Consider the following 18,572-nt stretch of genomic DNA (forward strand, 5'->3'; position numbering starts at 1 on the left):
GGCCGGGCCGCGCCTGGCCTGGCCTGGTCCTGCCCGGCCTCGACGTGCGGCGTCAGGGCGGGTCGACCGGGCGGCTGCGTACGCGGCGGAGCCGCCGTATCCGGCGGGCACGCACCAGGGTGGCGTGGGCCCGCCGGACGGCGTCCGCCTGAAACGCGGTCAGATCTTCCGGTCGAGATCCGTGAGGTGGGCGTAGACGACGACGTTCGCCTCGTAGCCCTTCTTCCGGTCGAACGCTCCGCCGCAGGTGAGGAGCCTCAGCTCCGGCCGGCCCGTGGAGCCGTACACCTCACTGTCGGGGAATTCGGCCTTGGTGTACGTGCGGACCTTGTCGACCGTGAAGACGGCGACCCGGCCGTCCGCCCGGGCGACCCGGACGGTGTTGCCGGGGCTGAGCGCGTTGAGGTTGAGGAAGATGGCGGGTCCCGTGCGGGTGTCGCGGTGGCCGACGACGATGGCCGTGCCGCGTTCGCCCGGCGTGGGGCCCTGCCGGTACCAGCCGACGACGCGCGGGTTGTCGACCGGTGGGGTGGCGAGCCGACCGGACGAGTCCAGCCCCAGCCCGACGACCGGCGCCTCGATGGTGATCGCCGGGACGGCGAGGCCGGTGGGGCGCGACCGCCCCAGAGGCGCGGGCGACCCCTTGGGCCCCGGTTTCACCTTGGGCCCCGGCTTTGCCTGGGGCTTCACCTCCGCCTTGGGCTTCACCTCCGCCTTGGGCTTCACCTCCGGTTTGGGCTTCGGCGTGGGCTGAGCCCGGGGCTTCTGGTCGGGCTGGTGCGCGGGTACGGCCGGGGCCTCGGCGGGCACCTCGGCCGCCCCGTGCGCGGCCGGGGCGGCCGCGATCGGTGGGCCCGACGGTTCCTCGTCCTGGGCCCACCAGATGCCGCCGACGACCAGTGACAGGGCCACCACCACCGTCCGGGCGAGCCGGAAGAGGCGCCGCTGCCTGCGCGTGTAGCGGGACCTACGCGGCGCCATCGGTGCGGCGGCGCGACCGACGGAGACGGAGCAGGATCAGCCCGGCCGTACCGGCGAGGCCCGCGGTGAGTGCCGTTCCGACACCGAAGGCGGAGTCGTCGGCGGCGAGTTCGGCGCTACCGCCACCGCCCGCGCCGACGGGGCCGTGCGGGGGCTTGCCGTGACCGTTGCCACCGCCGTTGCTGTTCTGCGGGGGGTGGGTGTAGTTGCCGCAGTCGACCTTGAAGACCTTGCTCTTCTTGGCGCCCATCTGACCCGGCCAGGTCCACTCGACCTTGTACAAGCCGTCGGAGAGTTCCAGGTCAGGAGTGAACCCGTTGCCCTCGGAATCGACGGTGATCGTGCCACTCTTCACCAGGCCGCCCTTCAGCGGCTGCGGCACGACCGACCAGGTGAGCGCCTGGAGCCCGTCGAAGCTGAGGGCGGAGAAGTAGAACGTGCAGACCTTGGGCTCGTTGCGCTGGTCGTTCTCGGGCGTACGGGGCGGCTCGTCGGGACGCCCGGCGTGGTGGACCTTGACGTCGCCGTTGTCGCCGGGGGCGGCGACTGCCGCGGGCGCACCGGCCAGGGCCACCGTGCCGAGGGCGCAGGTGGCCACGGCGGTGGACAGCAGGGAGCGGACAGGCAGAGCTGACATGCGGGGGTTCCTCCAGTCATGAAGACGTCGGTGATCAACCGATAATCTGACTATCTGTCATGACATGAACGCAGAGGGTGTCGACTCGGCCGCGACACCCTCCATATTCACCCCTCCGGCGGAGCGCTCGGTCACCTGACGTGACCCCGCGGGCTAGATGATCCCGAAGAGTATTCCCGCGCCCAGCACGACCAGCGACGTCAGCGCCGCCCACTTCACCGTGAACTTCGTGTGATCGCCGAACTCGACCTTCGCCATGCCGACGAGGACGTACACGGCCGGCACCAGCGGGCTCGACATGTGCAGGGCCTGGCCGACGAGCGAGGCGCGGGCGATCTCCAGCGGCGAGACCCCGTGCGCGGCGCCCGCCTCGGCAAGGACCGGGAGCACGCCGAAGTAGAAGCCGTCGTTCGACATGAAGTACGTGAGCGGGAGGCTGAGGAGGCCGGTCACCAGGGCCATGTGCGGGCCCATGCCCTCGGGGATCGCGCCGACGAGCCAGTCGGCCATGTGCTTGACCATGCCGGTGCCGGTGAGGACGCCGGTGAAGACGGCGGCGGCGAAGACCATGCCGGCGACGTTGAGGACGTTGTCCGCGTGGGCGGCGATCCGGGCCTTCTGGTCCGCCATCTTCGGGTAGTTCACGGTGAGCGCGAGGGCGGCGCCGATCAGGAAGAGGACCGGAATCGGCAGCAGCTCGAGGATCATCGCGCTGAGCAGCGCGACGGTGAGACCCGCGTTGAACCAGTACAGCCGGGGCCGCAGCGTCGGGCGGTCCGGGTCGAGGCCCTGGAAGCCCTCGCCGTGGCCGGCGTCCGGGCCCTCGGGCAGCCCGGGGGTGTCGCCGGGCCCGCCGGCGGCCTTGCGGGCGTCCGCGCCCCCACCCGCGCCGGTCTTCACCAGGACCGTCTCGGTCTCGGGCTCCGTCACCAGTACCTCGTCGAGGGTGAGGTAGCCGATCCGCCTGCGCTCGCGGCGGCCGAGGACGTACGCGAGGACGAAGACGAAGAGCAGGCCCGCGCCGAGCGCCGGGATCATCGGCACGAAGACGTCGGCCGCGTCGAGCTTGAGCGCGGTGGCGGCGCGGGCGGTGGGGCCGCCCCAGGGCAGTGTGTTCATGACGCCGTTGGCGGTGGCGGCGACTCCGGTCATGACGACCAGGCTCATCCCGAGCCGCTTGTAGAGCGGATACATGGCGGAGACGGTGATCATGAAGGTGGTGGAGCCGTCGCCGTCCAGCGAGACGATCGCGGCCAGCAGCGCCGTACCGACCACCACGCGCACCGGGTCGGCCTTGCAGAAGCGCAGGATGCCCCGGACGATCGGGTCGAAGAGGCCGACGTCGATCATCACGCCGAAGTAGACGATGGCGAACATCAGCATCGCCGCGGTGGGCGCGAGCTTGCCGACGCCCTCGAGGACGTAGTCGCCGAGCTGGGCACCTTGCCCGACGAAGACACAGAACAGCGCGGGGATCAGAACGAGCGCCGCGATCGGCGACATCTTCTTCATCATGATCAGGACCAGGAAGGTCGCGATCATGGCGAAGCCGAGGACGGTCAGCATGGAGGACACCTCACGTTCACCTTTGAACTCCCACCGGGAGGACTCCACCGGTGCGGCGGTTCGGATGACGTTAGGTGCCCTCTTCAGCCGTTAACAAGATGTTGACGCGTGAGCAATACGAGCAAAACCCCAGGTCACGGCAGGGGTGATACGTCGACGGGGAATCCGTTGAGGACAGCGGTGCCGGAGAGCGGGTCGAGCCGGGAGCCGTCGAGGAGCTGGTTGACGTTGACGCCCGGCCGGGCGGCGGCGACCGCGAGGCGGGTGCCGGGTCGGTCGTGGCCCCAGCCGTGCGGCAGGCTCACCACCCCGGTCCGTACGGTGTCGGTGATCTCCACCTCGACGTCGAGCGCACCGCCCTCCGCCGTGATCCGGGCGGGCTTGCCGTCGGCGAGCCCGAGCCGGTCGGCGTCCCGCGGGTGGACCTGGAGGGTGCACCGGTTGGAGCCGCCGTTGAGGGAGGGCACGTTGTGCAGCCAGCTGTTGTTGGAGCGCAGATGGCGGCGGCCGACGAGCACGAGTCCGTCCGGCTCCGCGTCCAGGGCGGCGCGCAGCCGGGGCAGGTCGGCGGCGAGGGGCTCCGGCAGCAGCTCGACGCGCCCGCTGCGGGTCTTGAGGAGCTGAGGGACACGGGGCTTCAGCGCGCCGAGGTCGATGCCGTGCGGCGCCTGGCGGACGTCGTCGAGGACGAGGTCGTACGGGCCCAGGCGCAGCATCATGTCGAGGCGCCGCTCGGGGCCGGTGCGGCCCTGGAGGAGCCCGGCCAGTTCCCGCGCGTCGCCCCCGAAGAGAGGTGAGTGCTCCTGGGTGACGGCCCTGGCGAGGGCGGTGTCGATGGCGAGGTCGTCGACGGCCGAGGGCGGGGCGCCGTGCATGCCGGAGACGGCGAGGATCAGCCGGGCGTGGATCTCGCACTCGTCCATGCGCCCCTCTTCCAGAGGGACGGCGGCGGGGGTGTAGCGAACCTGGTTGCGGACGGCGAAGCCGTTGAAGGCGAAGTCGAAGTGCGCGCTCTGGGACGGCGGCGGCGGGGGCAGGACGACATCGGCGTGGCGGCTGGTCTCGTTGAGGTACGGGTCGACGGCGACCATGAGGTCGAGGGCGCCGAGGGCCGCGTCGAGGCGCCGCCCGTCGGGTGCGGACAGCACCGGGTTGGCGGCGATGGTGATCACCGCGCGGATCCGGCCCTCGCCCTCGGTCTCGATCTCCTCGGCGAGAGCGGCCATTGGGAACTCGCCCTTGACCTCGGGATGGCCCGAGACCCTGCTGCGCCAGCGGCCGAGCGCGAAGCCCTTGCCCGGGCCGGCGGGGCGGGAGGCGGGGGCGGTGGCGGAGAGCGGGAAGAGGGCGCCGCCAGGGCGGTCGAGGTTGCCGGTGAGGATGTTGAGGACGTCGACGAGCCAGCTGGCGAGGGTGCCGTACGCGACGGTGGAGCTGCCGATGCGTCCGTAGACGGCCGCCGAGGGCGCGGCGGCGAGTTCACGGGCGACGGTACGGATGGTGGCGGCGTCCAGGTCGCAGGCGGCGGCGACCGCCTCGGGGGTGAACTCCCGTACCGCCGCCCGGACGTCCTCCACGCCCTCGACATGGCCGTCGAGCGCGCCGAGGTCGGTGAGGCCCTCCTCGAAGAGGGTGTGGGTGAGCGCGGCGAGGAAGAGGGCGTCGGCGCCGGGGCGGATGGCGAGGTGCCGGTCGGCGAGCGCGGCCGTGCGGGTGCGGCGCGGGTCGACGACGGTGAGGGTGCCGCCGCGCTTGCGCAGGGCCTTGAGCTTGCCGGGGAAGTCGGGGGCGGTGCACAGACTCCCGTTGGACTCCAGGGGGTTGGCGCCGAGCATCAGCAGATGCGCGGTGCGGTCCAGGTCCGGTACGGGGACGGCGAACGGGTCGCCGAAGAGCAGCCCGCTGGAGACATGCTTGGGCATCTGGTCGAGCGTGGACGCGGTGAAGAGGTTCCGCGTCCCCAATGCCCCGAGGAGCAGGGGCGGATAGAGGGCGCCGGCCATGGTGTGGACGTTCGGGTTGCCGAGGACGATACCCACGGCGTTCGGCCCGTACTCCTCCACGAGCGGCCGGATCCGGGCGGCGATGATGTCGAAGGCCTCGGCCCAGGTCGCTTCCCGGAGGGCGCCGTTCTCGCGCACGAGGGGTCCCTTGAGCCGGTCGGGGTCCGCGTCGACCTCGCCGAAGGAGGCGCCCTTGGGGCAGATGAAGCCCTGGCTGAAGACGTCGTCACGATCACCCCGGGCCCCGGTGACCCGGGATCCTTCGAGGGTCAGGGTCAGCCCGCAGGTGGCTTCGCAGAGGGGGCAGATGCGCAGTGCGGTGGACATGGCGGGCTCCCTGGAGCGCTGGGGCGGGCAGCGGGTGTCGCCGAGCATACCGACCGGTAGGGATGAGCGGGAGGGTGGCGACGGTCGGGGTTCGACCGGGCACGGTCACGACAGGGAGGGCGCGAGGTACGCGTACAGCAGCTCGCGCGTCTCGGCGATGAGGGCCGGATCGCCGGAGGCCGCGGTACGGAAGGCGAGTTGGAGCAGGGCGTCGGTGGCCTCGACGCCGACGAGGACCTTGCGGCGCAGGGTCTCGTCGACGGAACGGCCGAGGGGGGCGGCGAGCAGCTCGCAGAGGCGGTCGGCGACCAGGTGGTTGGGGTCGTCCTCGCCCGACTCGCCGGGAGACGGGACGCCGAAGTCGACCAGCGCGAAGCCGGGGACGGTGCGCTTCATCGCGATGTACTCGTCGAGGACGGTGTCGATGGCCGCGTGGGCGTCGACGGCGGGGAGTACCGCGAGGCGGGCGGTGATGCGCGCGGCGTAGCGGTCGAGGTTGCGATGGGCGAGGGCGGCGGCCATGGCGCGTTTGTTGCCGAAGAAGCGGTAGACGGAGCCGATGGGGACGCCGGCGCGGACGGCGACGGCCCGGGTGCTCAGCTGTTCGTAACCGGTCTCGTCGAGGAGCTCGGCGCAGGCGTCGAGGATCCGGGCGAGACGGTCGGCGCTGCGCTGCTGGACGGGGGTGCGGCGCAGGGCGGGCGGCGTGGGCGGGACGACCGGGGCGCGTGGGCTGGGCCTGTCGGGCGGGCTGGGGTTGGCGCGCGGGCTGGGCCTGTCGGGCGGGCTGGGCTGGGGCACGGGGACCATGATGCCGCTCCGGCCGGGGTCAGGCGACGAGCAGGCCGATGCCGCCGAGGGTGTACACGATCATCAGCGCGAACAGGGGGAGTTGACCGGCGACCGCTCGCGCGGGTGGGAAGAGGCGCACGGAGCGGTCGTGGGCGGCGACGACTCCGAGGACGTGGCCGGTGACGACGGCGAGGACCTGGAGGGTGGCGAGGCCGCCGGGGCCCAGCGGCGGAGCGGGCGAGGGGGCGTTGTCAGTGCCCGCTGCCATCATGACGGTACGTGGGCCTTCGGTGACGAAGAGTGTGAAGTAGTGGGCGACGAGATAGCCGAGGGCGATCGGCAGGAGGGAGTGGGCGAAGGAGGTGAGCGGGCGGGAGAGTTCGGGGGACATCAGGCGCAGGACGCCGGCGCAGAGGCCGTAGAGGGAGGCGACGAGGGCGACGGCGGCGAGCAGGCCGAGGGTGGCGGTGGCGGTGGGTCCGAGGGGCGAGGTCTGGAGGGTGGTGATCCAGCGGGGGTGGTCGGAGAGGCCGTCGTAGGCGGTGGAACCGAGGAGGACGCAGAGGGTGGCGACGAGCCCGGGGGCCTGCGGGGTGGAGTCGAGGCTGTTGAAGGGGGAGCGCACGACGAGCCGGCCGTCGGCGCGGCGGCCGAACGGGGAGAGCCGGGCGAGGAGGGAGGAGTACACCTCGAAGGGGTCGGCGTGCGCGAACCAGCGTGCGCCGTAGCGGGCGGCGCCGAGGAGTTGGACGGCGGTGAGGACGGCGAGAAAGGTCAGGAGGGAGGAGGCGGACGAGGGGTCGGGGGCGGCGAGTTCGAGCCAGGCGAAGAGGAGGAGAGCGGCGGCGGCGGGCCTGGTGCCGAGGGCGGGGGGCAGCGGTCGGGGATTTCTCGGCGGTAGGAGGGAGTGCAGGGTGCGCAGCGGGTTGAGGAGGCGCCAGACGGGGCCGAGGAGGAGGGAGGCGGGCACGAGTCCGACCCAGAGCAGGACGTAGACGGCGCCGGGTGCGGGGTTGCGGTCGGGGTCGTCGGGGCCGAGGAGGAGGTGCAGGAGGACGGTGACCGCGGCGGCCAGGCCGAGCAGGCGGAGGGCGGTGCGGGTGGCGGCGGCGTCGGCGAGGCGCTGGAGGACGGCGGGCAGCGGGTGGCCCGCGCGGTCGCCGCGGAAGCGGGAGGAGGACCAGAGCAGACCGAGGGCGAGGAAGGAGACGAGGAGCGCGGCGAAGGCGCCCGCGTACGCGTAGAAGGGCGAGAGGGGCAGGTCGCGCTGGGAGCCGATGCCGTGGGCGAGGGCGTTCACCGGACGACGAGCTGGGTCAGCACGAGTCCGGACGCGTGGGTCTCGACCTCGAAGAGTCCGCTGCGGTCGGCCGTGAGGGTGAGGGAGGCCGGGCGGCCGGCGGGGAGCGGGAGTTCGCGGTCGTAGCCGTGGACGTGGAGGGTGTCGTCGCGATCGCTGGTGACGCGGAGGGTGACACTGTCACCTTTCCTCAACTCGACGCGGGAGGGAGGGGGTTGTACGGAGGTTCCGCTGATGGTGATCTCGACGGTCCGGCCGTGGACGGGCGCTCCGGGTGCGGTCGTGCCGGCCGTGGGCGCGCCGGATGTGCTCGTGCCGGGGGCGGGCGTGCCGAGGCGGGCGGTGGCCTCGACGGGGCTGCCCGCGACGGCCCAGACGGTGTGATCGTCCGCGTGGAGGCGGACGGTCACGGTGCGGGCGCCGGGCGGCACATGGTGCCAGGGGCCGTACAGGCGGGTGGTCTCCCGGCCGTCGACGAGCAGCCGGGCGTGGCCTCTGCCGGGGATGGCCGCGCCGCCGACGCTCTCCGGGGTGAACCGGAACCTCTCCACGGCCAGGTGGACGTTCCAGCCGCCCTCGGAGTCGGGCCGCGCCTCGACCCGTACGGCCGGGGCGCCTCGCGCCGGCACCTCCCGGAGCCGGTGTCCCGCCTCGTCCTTGGCGGCGAGCAACGTACCGCTGCCCGTGGTGGCCTCCTGGTGGCTGGTGCCGGGCTTGTGGTGCGTGGTGGCCCGCCCTCCGCAGCCGGTGACGACGAGGAGGGCGAGCCCCGCCCCGGCAAGGGCGAGGGTTCGACGGCGAGGCGCGCGCCGGGCCGACCCGATGGGGCTCATCCGGTCACCTCGGCGCTCGGGGCGGCGGGGGCGGGGGCGCCGTCGTCCCGCGCGGCGGCGGGCCCGTCCGACGGGCGGGCCGACGCGACGACCGCCCAGAGGACCCAGACCACCGCGAGCAGGCCGCGCATCCAGGCCGGGCTGAGGGGGATCCAGGGGATCATCAGGACCGCCTTGTCGAAGGCGTCGAGCAGGGTGAGGCCGCCCAGGGCCAGGGTGGTCCAGGCGAAGGCGGGGCGCACCGGCAGCAGAGCGAGACCCAGGGCCGTCCACCAGGCGCCGATCAGCAGAAGGGCGAGGGCGGGGACGAAGCCGGAGGTCAGGCCCAGGTGGGAGCCGGCCACGTCCAGGACCAGACCGAGGAGGCCGGTCAGGGTCGCCGCGCCCGCCAGACGGCTGCCGCGGAGTCGCCGCCACCACAGGGCGCCGCCCACCAAGGCCAGGACGGCCGCGCACGCCAGGGCGAGCTGGGTCTCGACGCGCTGGACGCCCCGCGCGCCGTACCAGTCGCAGCCGGCCGGCAGCCGCCGCGCCTGGACGTCGTAGTCGGCGCAGACCAGGAGGTGGGCGAGCTTGGCCGGTTCGCCGACGAGCCGGTCGGTGTTCCCGGACACCTCGCCCCACCGTGCGCCGCATTCGGGCAGGGCGCCCGGGGTGGAGGCCCCGGTGTCGGCCTGCCAGCAGTTGCCGCCGCCCTGGCCGTCCCACCACACGTCCGTACGGTTGGGGCGGGAGGCGCCCGACCGGTCGACGCCCAGATGGTTCCCGGCGTAGCGGTTGTGGTGGGAGGTGTCGGTCTGCTTGCCCCAGGCCGACTCCCCCCGGATGAAGGCGGGGACGGCGCTCAGGAAGAACGCGGCGCGCTGGTGCCCGTACACCCAGTTGTTCTCGTACAGGTTCCAGTTGCCGCCCGCCGTGATGACGCCGGTGCCCGGCGGCATCGAGATCTGCGGGCAGACCACGCCTTGTTCGTAGCCGCGCTCGACCGGCGGTTTGGCGCAGGTGCCGTCGGCGACGTACCGGTAGTAGTTCTGGTTGTTGTCGTGGATGAGGTTCCGCTCGAAGCGGGCGTGGTTCTGCGGGAGCCCGGGGTGGCCGGGGAAGGCGGAGTCCATGGAGGCGCCGCCCATGTTGTGGTCGAACTCGTTGTCGTGCACCCACACCGAGTCACCGGCGGTGCCCGAGTAGCCGACCATGTTGTGGTGGCTGCGGCACCCGGTGATCTCGATGGAGTAGCGGGGCACTTCGTAGCCCCGGCCGTTGTTGATGTCGGAGGCCGAGCCGGGGTAGATGCCGGAGTCGCCGTTGCCGTACGACTCGCAGTTCTTGTACAGGCCGTGGTCGGAGGCGAAGGTCAGGAACCCGTACTCGTCGTTCCACCGGGTCAGGACGTCGTCGATGACGAACCCGTCGGCCGCGAGGACGTACAGCGAGTTGAAGGTGGTGCGCTGGGCGGTGAAGTTGCGGAAGTAGATCCCGTCGGAGCGGTCGGCCCGAAGGGCGTTCAGCTTGGTGTACCTGGCGTCGAGGACGACGTCGAGGCGTGAGGCTCCGGTGCCCTCGATCTGGAGGTTCTTCTTGCCGAGGATCGCGACCAGGTTCTGGTTGTGCGGGCACCGCTTCTGCTGTTCGTACGACAGGATCTGGTAGCCGAGCGCCGATCGTGGCGCGTCCAGTGAGGCACACGCTCCGGACGGCGGGGGCTGGGAGGGCTCCTCCTCGTACAGGCCGGGCAGGACGGCGATGGTCATGCCGGGTCTGTCGACGGCGTCGACGGCCTGCTGGAGATGGCGGTGGCCGCCGCGCGCGCAGCGCTCGAACAGTGCCAGGTTCCGGGCCTTCAGGGCGGCGGGGAAGCCAGAGATCCGGCGGTCGAAGTCGGCACGGTCGGTCTTGCAGACCAGGAGGTCCGGCTCTCCCGTGCGCAGCGTCGGCACGCTGCCGGAGCCGTCGGGGAAGGTGACGGGCCGCTCCTCGTGGGCCTGGACCCCGGGGGCGGTGACAAGGGCGGCGGCAAGCGCCGCGAGGACGACCGAGAGCGTGACAAGGAGCCTGCGGGTCCACCACATGGGCGTGAGAGTAGAGCAATGTTCATCTTTTGGAACCCCCTGTGCACGTACTTCGTCCCACCCCCGCCGCGAGGCCCCGTTGACGTGAGCGGGCGCGGAATCCTACGGTCATGCATAGGATTGTTTCGGGCATGAGGACAGGAGCGCGCGATGACCACGGAGAGCACCGAACAGGTCGCGAAGACGGCCGAAGGACTCCGGTACTCCACCGGCTTCGGCAACGAGCACAGCTCGGAGGCGGTCCCGGGCGCACTGCCGCACGGCCGCAACTCCCCGCAGCGCGCACCGCTGGGCCTGTACGCGGAGCAGCTGAGCGGGAGCGCGTTCACCGAGCCGCGCGCTCACAACCGCCGGTCCTGGCTGTACCGGATCCGCCCCTCGGCCGCGCATCCGGCGTTCACCCGGATCGACAACGGGGCCGTCCGTTCGGCGCCGTTCACCGAGACGGTCCCGGACCCCAACCGGCTGCGCTGGAACCCGATGCCCGACCCGGCTCCGGGGACGGACTGGCTCGCCGGTCTCTGGACGCTCGGCGGCAACGGCGACGTGACCCAGCGCGCCGGCATGGCCGTGCACCTCTACCACGCCAACGCCTCCATGGACCGGGTGTTCAGCGACGCCGACGGTGAGTTGCTGATCGTCCCCGAGCGCGGTGGGCTCCTCCTCCGCACGGAGCTGGGCCTGCTCGCCGCCCGCCCCGGGGACATCGCGCTGATCCCCCGTGGGGTCCGCTTCCGGGTCGAGCTCCTCGACGAGACCGCCCGCGGGTACGTGTGCGAGAACTACGGGGCGCCCTTCCAGCTTCCCGACCTCGGCCCGATCGGCGCCAACGGCCTCGCCCACCCCCGCGACTTCCGCGCGCCCGTCGCCGCCTACGAGGACGTCGAGGGGCCGGTCGAGGTCGTCAACAAGTTCTGCGGCAACCTCTGGTCGGCGACCTACGGCCACTCCCCGCTCGATGTCGTCGCATGGCACGGCAACCACACCCCGTACGTCTACGACCTGCGCCGCTTCAACGTCATCGGGACGATCTCGTACGACCACCCGGACCCGTCGATCTTCACGGTGCTGACCTCACCGACGGACACCCCCGGCCTGGCGGGCGTCGACTTCGTCGTGTTCGCCCCGCGCTGGCTGGTCGGCGAGGACACCTTCCGGCCGCCGTACTTCCACCGCAACGTGATGAGCGAGTACATGGGCCTGATCGAAGGCGCCTACGACGCCAAGGCCGAGGGCTTCGTACCGGGCGGCGGCTCGCTGCACAACATGATGTCCGCCCACGGGCCCGACCGGGAGACCTTCGACCGGGCGAGCGCGGCGGAGCTGAAGCCGCAGAAGATCGACGACGGCCTCGCCTTCATGTTCGAGACCCGCTGGCCCGTCACCGCCACCGGCCAGGCCGCGAACGCCGACCATCTGCAGAGGGGCTACGACGACGTGTGGCAGGGTCTTGAGCGCCACTTCCGGTCGTAGTACGGAGAAACCGTGACCGCCTTCGCTCCCGACTCGCTGATCCTGAACCGCAAACTGCCGCTCTGGTACCAGGTCTCGCAGTCCCTGCGCGCCTCGATACTGGGCCGCACGCCCGACGCCTCGCTGCGGCTGCCCACCGAGGAGCAGCTCGCCGCCCATTACGGCGTGAGCGTGCTGACCATGCGACAGGCCCTCAAGGAGCTGGAGGAGGAGGGGCTGATCAGCAGGCACCGGCGGCGCGGCACGTTCATCGAGCCGGGGGCCCGGCGTTCCACTCCGCGTCGGCTGCTCGGCTCGATCGACGCGATCGTGGCCCAGCAGTCGGGCGAGCGGACGACGGTCCTCGGCCACGGCCCCGAGCCGGTGCCCGGTGAGCTCGCCGAGTACTTCCCCGACGAGTCGGAGGTGGTCGCCTACCGTCGGCTGCGCTGCGACGGGGAGAGCGGCGAGCCCACCAACTGGGCCCAGAACTGTGTACGTCCGGACGTGGCGGCCGGGCTCGACCCGGCCGCTCTGGAGCGCTGGCCGATGACGAAGGTCCTGCGGGACGTGGTCGGGGTCCGGATCAGCCGGATCACGGACACGGTCGAGGCCCGGCTCGCCGACCCGGAGACGGCGGCCCTGCTCCAGGTCCCGTTGCTCTCGCCGATCCTGCACTACACGGGCGTGACCTACGGCGAGGACGGCCGTGTGGTGGACGTGGCGCGCATCCAGTACCGGGGCGACCGCTTCTCCTTCACCGTGACGGTGGAGGCCCATTGAGCGCCCGCCACGGGCACGTCGGGCGGGCCGAGCAGGGCGGGTGGACGCCCTGATGCGCCGGCGCGGGGCCGCTCACTAGCATGCCGCACGTGACCGAAGACCCGCGGCCGGACGAGGCGCCGCTGCTCGACGAGCTCATGCCGTGGTCCGTGGCGCCGCTGCGGCTCGGCCGGTCCTGGGTCGTGGCCCCGGACGTCCGCACCCTGCGCGCCCGCTGGGACCGCCTGGTCGGGACGGAGGGGGAGGAACGGGAGACGCTCTTCCGGCCCAGCCGGGCGCGCACGTCGTGGAGTTCGGTGGCCGCGCTCCCGGGACAGACGACCGGCACCGGCCGGTTCGCGCGCGAGTCCGGGCGCTGTCCGGCGCCCGTGCGGATCGCGCACGGGCCGTTCGACGAGCAGTGGCTGATCCCGGACCACCGGCTGATCGACACCGCCCGCCCAGAGCTGTGGCGGGTCGCCGACGGGGACCAGCTGTTCGCCGTCGAGCAGGGATACGTGCCGGGGACCGGGTCCACGTCCGGTTCCGGCACGGCCGGTCCCGCCCTGCTGGTGACCGCGGCCCTGCCCGACGGCCGCTCGCCCGCCGGTCGGCCCGGCCGGATCCGTCCGCTGTTCCGGCGCCCCGGCGGTCTGGAGCCGAACCTCGCACCCGGTCTCCTGCCCCTGCTGAGCGAGCGGTACGGGCACGAGGTCACCGCCCACGACCTGCTGGCCTGGGCGGTGGCGGCCGCCCGCCCCTCCCCCGCCGGCTGCCGTGTCCCGCTCCCCGAGAACCCGGCCGTCTGGCTCTCGGGCGTGGAGCTGGGCCGACGGCTGACCGGCATCCAGTTGCGCGGCGCGCGCGGCGGCGACAGGCCCCGGCTGCCCGGCGGCCGACGGCCCTATGTGCGAGCGGCGGTTCCCGCCCGGCCGACGACGCTCGCGTACGACCCCGGGGAGGAGACCCTGGACCTCGACGGGGGCCGGATCTCGCCGGTGCCCGCCGAGGCCTGGGAGTTCCATGTCGGGGGCGTACGCGTCTTGGAGCAGTGGTTCGCGCACCGGACCGCGCCCGCCGAACCGGGGAGCCTGGAGGCGATCGGCCCAGCAGCCTGGCCGCAGGAGTGGACCTCGGAACTCCTGGAACTGATCACCGTCCTCGCCCTGCTGGCCCAGCGGGAGCCGGAGCGCGCCGCCCTCGACGCCGGGCCGCGGCTGACGCGCGGCACCCTGCGGGAGGCCGGCGTGCTGCCCGTACCCGACCGGGCACGCCGCCCGGCGTCCGTCCTGGACCACCAGGAAGAGGGCCCGGAGGGCCAGTTCGCCCTGCTTTAGGGCCCCCAGGGCTTGTCCGGCGGATCAGGGCCTACCCCCGCACGAACGAGTCCAGCGCCCGCCCGAGGGTCCGTTCGAAGATCTCGTCCGGGTCGAGGCGTTCGACGCCCCCCTCGCCCAGGACGGCGGCCAGGCGCGGGTACGCGCCGCCCGCGAGCCGGCGCGTGAGGTAGGCGGTGCGCACGGCCTGTTCCTGCTCCTCCGACCAGGGCAGACCACGGGCGCGCTCGGCGAGGGCGAGTTCGTTGGCGACGATGGTCATCACGGTGCCGTTGACGGTCGCGATGAGCTCCAGCTTGGTGCCACCGGGCAGGTCGAGCCCGTCGAGGCAGGCCAGGCAGTGCTCCAGGAACCGCAGGGCGTTGGGCCCGAAGGCGTACCCGGTCGTCATCAGCCGGATCACCCAGGGATGGCGGTGCAGGATCGCCCGGGCCCGGCGGCCCATCTCGAGCATGTCCGCGCGCCAGTCGCCGCTGGGGGTCCCCCCGGCCGCCGGGGGGCCACCGGAAGGATCGGGAAGGTCGTACTCGCCGCTGACCGCGTCGACCATCAGCTCGTACAGGTCCTCCTTGCGCGGCACGTAGTTGTAGAGCGACATCGTGCCGCAGCCGACAACGGCCGCGAGCCGGCGCATCGAGAGCGCGTCGATGCCGTCCTCGTCGGCGATGCGCACCGCGGCGGCCACGATGTCGTCCCTGCTGTACGCCGGTTTGGGACCTCGGCCGGTGCGCTCGGGGCGCGCCCAGATCACTTCGGGTTCGGCCGCTCGGCCCGCCATGGATCATCACCTCGCCCCCCATCCTAGTTACGTACACCGTACGTAGTGCGTTATGGTCGAACCATGACTACTACGTACGCTGTACTTAGTGAGGGTCTGTCGAAGCGGTACGGAGCGGTCTGCGCCCTGCGCGGTCTCGATCTGGCCGTGCCCGAGGGCACGGTCTGCGGCGTCCTCGGCCCCAACGGGGCGGGCAAGACCACGGCCGTACGGGTCCTGACCACACTGCTCAGGCCCGACTCGGGCAGCGCTCGCGTCGCGGGAAGGGACGTGGTGCGCGACCCCGCGGGCGTGCGGGAGCGGATCGCCGTCACCGGGCAGTACGCGTCGGTCGACGGCGACCTCACCGGCGCCGAGAACCTGCGGCTCTTCGCCGGACTGCTGCGCGCGCCGCGCGGCCGCGCCGACGAACTCCTGGAGCGCTTCGGTCTCACGGAGGCCGCGGGGCGGCCCGCCCGGACCTACTCGGGCGGCATGCGCCGCCGCCTCGACCTGGCCGCGAGTCTCCTCGTACGGCCGCAGGTCCTCTTCCTCGACGAGCCGACGACCGGGCTCGACCCGCACAGCCGGGGAGAGATCTGGGACGCCGTGCGGGAGTTGTCCTCCCAGGGCACGACCGTGCTGCTGACCACGCAGTACCTGGAGGAGGCCGATCAACTCGCCGACGACATCGTGCTGATCGACGAAGGACGGGCCGCCCACCGGGGCACGCCGTCCGAACTCAAGGCGATGCTCGGCAGCCGGGCGGAGGTGGTCGTCGCCGATCCCTCCCAGCTCCACGCCGCGGCGGCCGTCCTGGACCAGCTCACCGGCTCCGTTCCGACGCTGGACACCGAGCGCCGCACGGTCGGAGCGGTGACCAGCGACATCACGCTCACCCTCCCCCGGATCGTCCGCGAGATCGACGCGGCGGGCGTCCAGATCGTCGACGCCAGTCTGCGTCCGCCCACCCTCGACGAGGTCTTCCTGCGCCTCACGGAGCGGCCCGACGCCCCCACCCCCTCCACCCTGAGGAGCTGATCGCATGAGCGCTCTCGTCCACGACGGGACCTACGTCCTCGGCCGTCATCTGCGACGGGTCCGGCACGCCCCGGCCATCCTCGTGATGACGCAGACGATGCCGATCGTCTTCCTGCTCTTCTTCGGTTACGTCTTCGGCAGCGCACTCGCCATGCCGGGCGCCGAGTACCGGGCCTATCTGGTGCCCGGTCTGCTCGTGGCGACGGCGGCGGGCGGGCTGATGACCGGGATGTTCCAGGCCGCCCAGGACGCCCACCGAGGGGTGACGGACCGGTTCCGGACCCTGCCCATCAGCCGGGCCGCGGTACCGCTGGGCCAGGCGCTCGCCGACCTGGTGACCAGCGCGCTCGGCATGGTCCCGATGATCCTGGTCGGCCTCGCGATGGGCTGGCGGATCGAGGGCACGGCCCTGGAGGCCCTCGGCGCCTTCGGCCTGCTGCTCCTCTTCCGGTTCGCGACGACCTGGGTGGGCATCCTGCTGGGCCTGGCCTCCCGGAGCGAGGAGGCGGCCGGCCAGCTGGGCAGCGCCACCTTCATGCTGCCGCTGCTCTCCAACGCGTACATCCCGACCGAGAACATGGCGGGCTGGCTGCGGACGGTCGCCGAGTGGAACCCGATCTCGGCGGTGACGACGGCGGTGCGCGAGCTCTCCGGCAGCGCGGCCGTGCCACCGGACGCCGCCTGGCCGGTGGCGCATCCGGTGGCCGGCGCTCTGCTCTGGTCGCTGGCGCTGATCGCGCTCTGCGCCCCGGCGGCGGTACGGCGGTACGGGCGCGGCTGACCGACCCTGGCCACCCCCGGCCGACCCTGGCCGCCGTGACGGGAACCCGCGGGGACATGACCCGTGGGCGGCAAGACCCGCGGGTGAGAAGGGCCGCAGTGACAAGCGCGGCTCCCGCAGGGTAGGCAGGGCTTCCATGAGCACTCAGCCACTCCCCCTGGAGGGGATCACGGTCGTCGCCGTCGAGCAGGCGGTCGCCGCCCCCTTCGCCACCCGCCAGCTCGCCGATCTCGGCGCCCGTGTCGTCAAGATCGAGCGCCCCGACGGCGGGGACTTCGCCCGGGAGTACGACACGGCGGCCCGGGGGCTCGCGTCGCACTTCGTGTGGTGCAACCGAGGCAAGGAGTCGGTGGCCGTCGACCTCAAGGACGCGCGGGGCCTCGCGCTCGTCCGCCGGCTGGTCGCCGGCGCCGACGTCTTCGTACAGAACCTGGCGCAGGGGGCGGCGGCCCGGCTCGGCCTGGACGCGGCCACGCTCTGCGCCGCCCATCCGCGACTGATCGCGGTGGACGTCTCGGGGTACGGGCCGGGCGGGCCGTACGCGCACAAGCGGGCGTACGACATGCTGGTGCAGTGCGAGGCCGGTCTCGTGTCGGTGACCGGGACCGAGGAGCGGCCGGTCAAGTCGGGGATCCCGGCGGCCGACATCGCCGCGGGGATGTACGCGTACGCGGGTGTCCTCGCCGCGCTGGTGCGGCGCGGGACGACGGGGCGCGGCGGTCCGGTGGAGGTGTCCCTGCTCGACTCGCTGGCCGAGTGGATGGGGCATCCGCTGCATCACGGGATGCACGGGGGAACGCCCCCGGCGCGTACGGGCCTGGCGCACGCGGTCATCACGCCGTACGACGCCTATCCGACGGTCGACGGGAGCCTGGTGCTGCTGTCCGTACAGAACGACCGGGAGTGGCGGCGGCTCGCCGAACAGGTCCTGGGGCGGGCGGATCTGGCGGACGATCCGGCGTTCGCGACGAACACGGCCCGGGTGGCCGGCCGGGAGAGGACGGACGCGGTGGTCGCCGCCGCGCTGGCGCCGCTGACGGCGGCCGAGGCGCTGGCCCGGCTGGACGCGGCGGGGATCGCCTGTGCCCGCCTGAACACCGTGGCGGACCTGGCGGAGCATCCGCAGCTCGCCGCGCGCGACCGCTGGCGGTCCGTGGAATCGCCGGTGGGGCCGCTGCGCTCACTGCTGCCGCCGGTCGTCTTTCCCGACGGGCCGGAGCCCCGGATGGACCGGATCCCCGCGCTGGGTGAGGACACGGAGCGGGTTCTCGGGGAGTTGGGGGTCACGTCGGCCGAGCTGCGGATGCTTCGAGCGGAGGGTGTCGTGGCGTGACCGGGCCTCGGGGGGGTGCCTGAGCGGGGTGGGGGTTCTGCGCACCCTCCCCCAGACTCCGTCCGGGGAAGCTCCCGGCCCAGCGGAATGTGTGCCCACAACCCTTCCGGTGGGCCGGGACCCGAGCGGGCCCTAGCCTCGGCTGCCGAAGAGCGAGCGGCGCAGTCGGCGCAGGGGTGCGAAGAGCGAGACACGCGCGCTCTTGCTGCGACGGCTGTGCGTGACGTCACGCGTCGTCAGTTCGCGCATCAGAAGCGTCGCCTCGGCCGCCTCGCGCTGTGGCACGGCGGGACCGCCGAGTACCGCGAGATGGCGGTCGAGCCGCGAACTGGTCGCGCTGCTCCCGCACGTGATGGCAGGCACTCGCGGCCTGCTGCGCATTGCTATCTGTTCCATGTCACTCCCCACCCAAACGAGGGCACCCGGCCCGGGCAGGTTAACCCTATCGCCCCGTCTCGACACCCGTGTATCCCGGCGGCCGGATTCACCGCACTCGTACGGGGGTTGACGGTTACTGTCCGAATCCAGCTGATTCCAGGGCGAGTTGGACAGCGCTCGAACACCTGCCGAACTGTCACCGACCATCCTGCACGCAAGGGCG

The 18,572-nt window shown here is 72.7% G+C and carries 16 protein-coding genes; 6 read left to right on the forward strand and 10 right to left on the reverse strand.

The genetic code is table 11. From position 1 onward, the window contains the following. Window positions 1–159 precede the first annotated feature (159 nt). From ABZY12_RS21050 to ABZY12_RS21085, 8 genes are all read right to left on the reverse strand, one after another. Window positions 160–981, reverse strand: a complete 822-nt coding sequence (locus ABZY12_RS21050) for a class F sortase (RefSeq protein WP_356892446.1) — start codon at window positions 979–981, stop codon at window positions 160–162. After that, on the reverse strand, window positions 968–1,618 hold the full coding sequence (locus ABZY12_RS21055; protein WP_356892448.1) for a hypothetical protein: 651 nt from the start codon (window positions 1,616–1,618) through the stop codon (window positions 968–970). Before ABZY12_RS21055 ends, ABZY12_RS21050 begins: the two co-directional genes overlap by 14 nt. A 153-nt stretch (window positions 1,619–1,771) precedes the next feature. Then, on the reverse strand, window positions 1,772–3,184 hold the full coding sequence (locus ABZY12_RS21060) for a CitMHS family transporter (RefSeq protein ID WP_356892510.1): 1,413 nt from the start codon (window positions 3,182–3,184) through the stop codon (window positions 1,772–1,774). A 134-nt stretch (window positions 3,185–3,318) separates the two neighbouring features. Beyond that, the gene (locus ABZY12_RS21065; protein ID WP_356892450.1) at window positions 3,319–5,514 is read right to left on the reverse strand and encodes a molybdopterin oxidoreductase family protein; all 2,196 of its coding nucleotides are present in this window, start codon (window positions 5,512–5,514) and stop codon (window positions 3,319–3,321) included. Between the two features lie 105 nt (window positions 5,515–5,619). Further along, window positions 5,620–6,210, reverse strand: a complete 591-nt coding sequence (locus ABZY12_RS21070) for a TetR/AcrR family transcriptional regulator (protein WP_356892512.1) — start codon at window positions 6,208–6,210, stop codon at window positions 5,620–5,622. 133 nt (window positions 6,211–6,343) lie between these two features. Next, window positions 6,344–7,606, reverse strand: coding sequence for a hypothetical protein (locus tag ABZY12_RS21075; protein ID WP_356892452.1), 1,263 nt, complete (start codon window positions 7,604–7,606; stop codon window positions 6,344–6,346). After that, window positions 7,603–8,430, reverse strand: coding sequence for a hypothetical protein (locus ABZY12_RS21080; RefSeq protein ID WP_356892514.1), 828 nt, complete (start codon window positions 8,428–8,430; stop codon window positions 7,603–7,605). Before ABZY12_RS21080 ends, ABZY12_RS21075 begins: the two co-directional genes overlap by 4 nt. A gap of 5 nt (window positions 8,431–8,435) precedes the next feature. Continuing rightward, window positions 8,436–10,508 carry a right-handed parallel beta-helix repeat-containing protein gene (locus ABZY12_RS21085; RefSeq protein WP_356892454.1) on the reverse strand — a complete coding sequence of 691 codons (2,073 nt, stop codon included), beginning with the start codon at window positions 10,506–10,508 and terminating at the stop codon, window positions 8,436–8,438. A 150-nt stretch (window positions 10,509–10,658) separates the two neighbouring features. Here ABZY12_RS21085 and hmgA point away from each other — a divergent pair, with 150 nt between their 5' ends. From hmgA to ABZY12_RS21100, 3 genes are all read left to right on the forward strand, one after another. Further along, the gene (hmgA, locus tag ABZY12_RS21090) at window positions 10,659–11,981 is read left to right on the forward strand and encodes a homogentisate 1,2-dioxygenase (protein ID WP_356892456.1); all 1,323 of its coding nucleotides are present in this window, start codon (window positions 10,659–10,661) and stop codon (window positions 11,979–11,981) included. A 12-nt stretch (window positions 11,982–11,993) separates the two neighbouring features. Next, a complete protein-coding gene (locus tag ABZY12_RS21095) occupies window positions 11,994–12,743 on the forward strand; it encodes a GntR family transcriptional regulator (protein WP_356892458.1) in 750 nt (249 codons plus the stop codon). Between the two features lie 80 nt (window positions 12,744–12,823). Continuing rightward, window positions 12,824–14,059 (forward strand): type ISP restriction/modification enzyme, encoded by a 1,236-nt coding sequence (locus tag ABZY12_RS21100; protein WP_356892460.1) that lies wholly within the window; start codon window positions 12,824–12,826, stop codon window positions 14,057–14,059. Between the two features lie 31 nt (window positions 14,060–14,090). On the opposite strand, the gene ABZY12_RS21105 is transcribed toward ABZY12_RS21100, so the two are convergent. Then, the gene (locus ABZY12_RS21105; protein WP_356892462.1) at window positions 14,091–14,837 is read right to left on the reverse strand and encodes a TetR/AcrR family transcriptional regulator; all 747 of its coding nucleotides are present in this window, start codon (window positions 14,835–14,837) and stop codon (window positions 14,091–14,093) included. A gap of 63 nt (window positions 14,838–14,900) precedes the next feature. On the opposite strand from ABZY12_RS21105, the gene ABZY12_RS21110 reads away from it, so the two are divergent. The 3 genes from ABZY12_RS21110 (at window position 14,901) to ABZY12_RS21120 (ending at window position 17,971) form a co-directional block, all read left to right on the forward strand. Further along, window positions 14,901–15,857: an ATP-binding cassette domain-containing protein gene (locus ABZY12_RS21110; RefSeq protein ID WP_356892464.1), complete on the forward strand. Its 957-nt coding sequence runs from the start codon at window positions 14,901–14,903 to the stop codon at window positions 15,855–15,857. 4 nt (window positions 15,858–15,861) lie between these two features. Beyond that, the gene (locus tag ABZY12_RS21115; RefSeq protein WP_356892466.1) at window positions 15,862–16,638 is read left to right on the forward strand and encodes an ABC transporter permease; all 777 of its coding nucleotides are present in this window, start codon (window positions 15,862–15,864) and stop codon (window positions 16,636–16,638) included. A gap of 136 nt (window positions 16,639–16,774) precedes the next feature. Beyond that, window positions 16,775–17,971 carry a CaiB/BaiF CoA-transferase family protein gene (locus ABZY12_RS21120; RefSeq protein WP_356892468.1) on the forward strand — a complete coding sequence of 399 codons (1,197 nt, stop codon included), beginning with the start codon at window positions 16,775–16,777 and terminating at the stop codon, window positions 17,969–17,971. A 132-nt stretch (window positions 17,972–18,103) separates the two neighbouring features. Here ABZY12_RS21120 and ABZY12_RS21125 read toward each other — a convergent pair whose 3' ends face one another. Then, window positions 18,104–18,367 carry a hypothetical protein gene (locus ABZY12_RS21125; RefSeq protein WP_356892470.1) on the reverse strand — a complete coding sequence of 88 codons (264 nt, stop codon included), beginning with the start codon at window positions 18,365–18,367 and terminating at the stop codon, window positions 18,104–18,106. Window positions 18,368–18,572: the final 205 nt, after the last annotated feature.

Origin of the sequence: Streptomyces sp. NPDC006551, from assembly GCF_040611675.1 — a bacterium.
Taxonomy (GTDB): domain Bacteria; phylum Actinomycetota; class Actinomycetes; order Streptomycetales; family Streptomycetaceae; genus Streptomyces.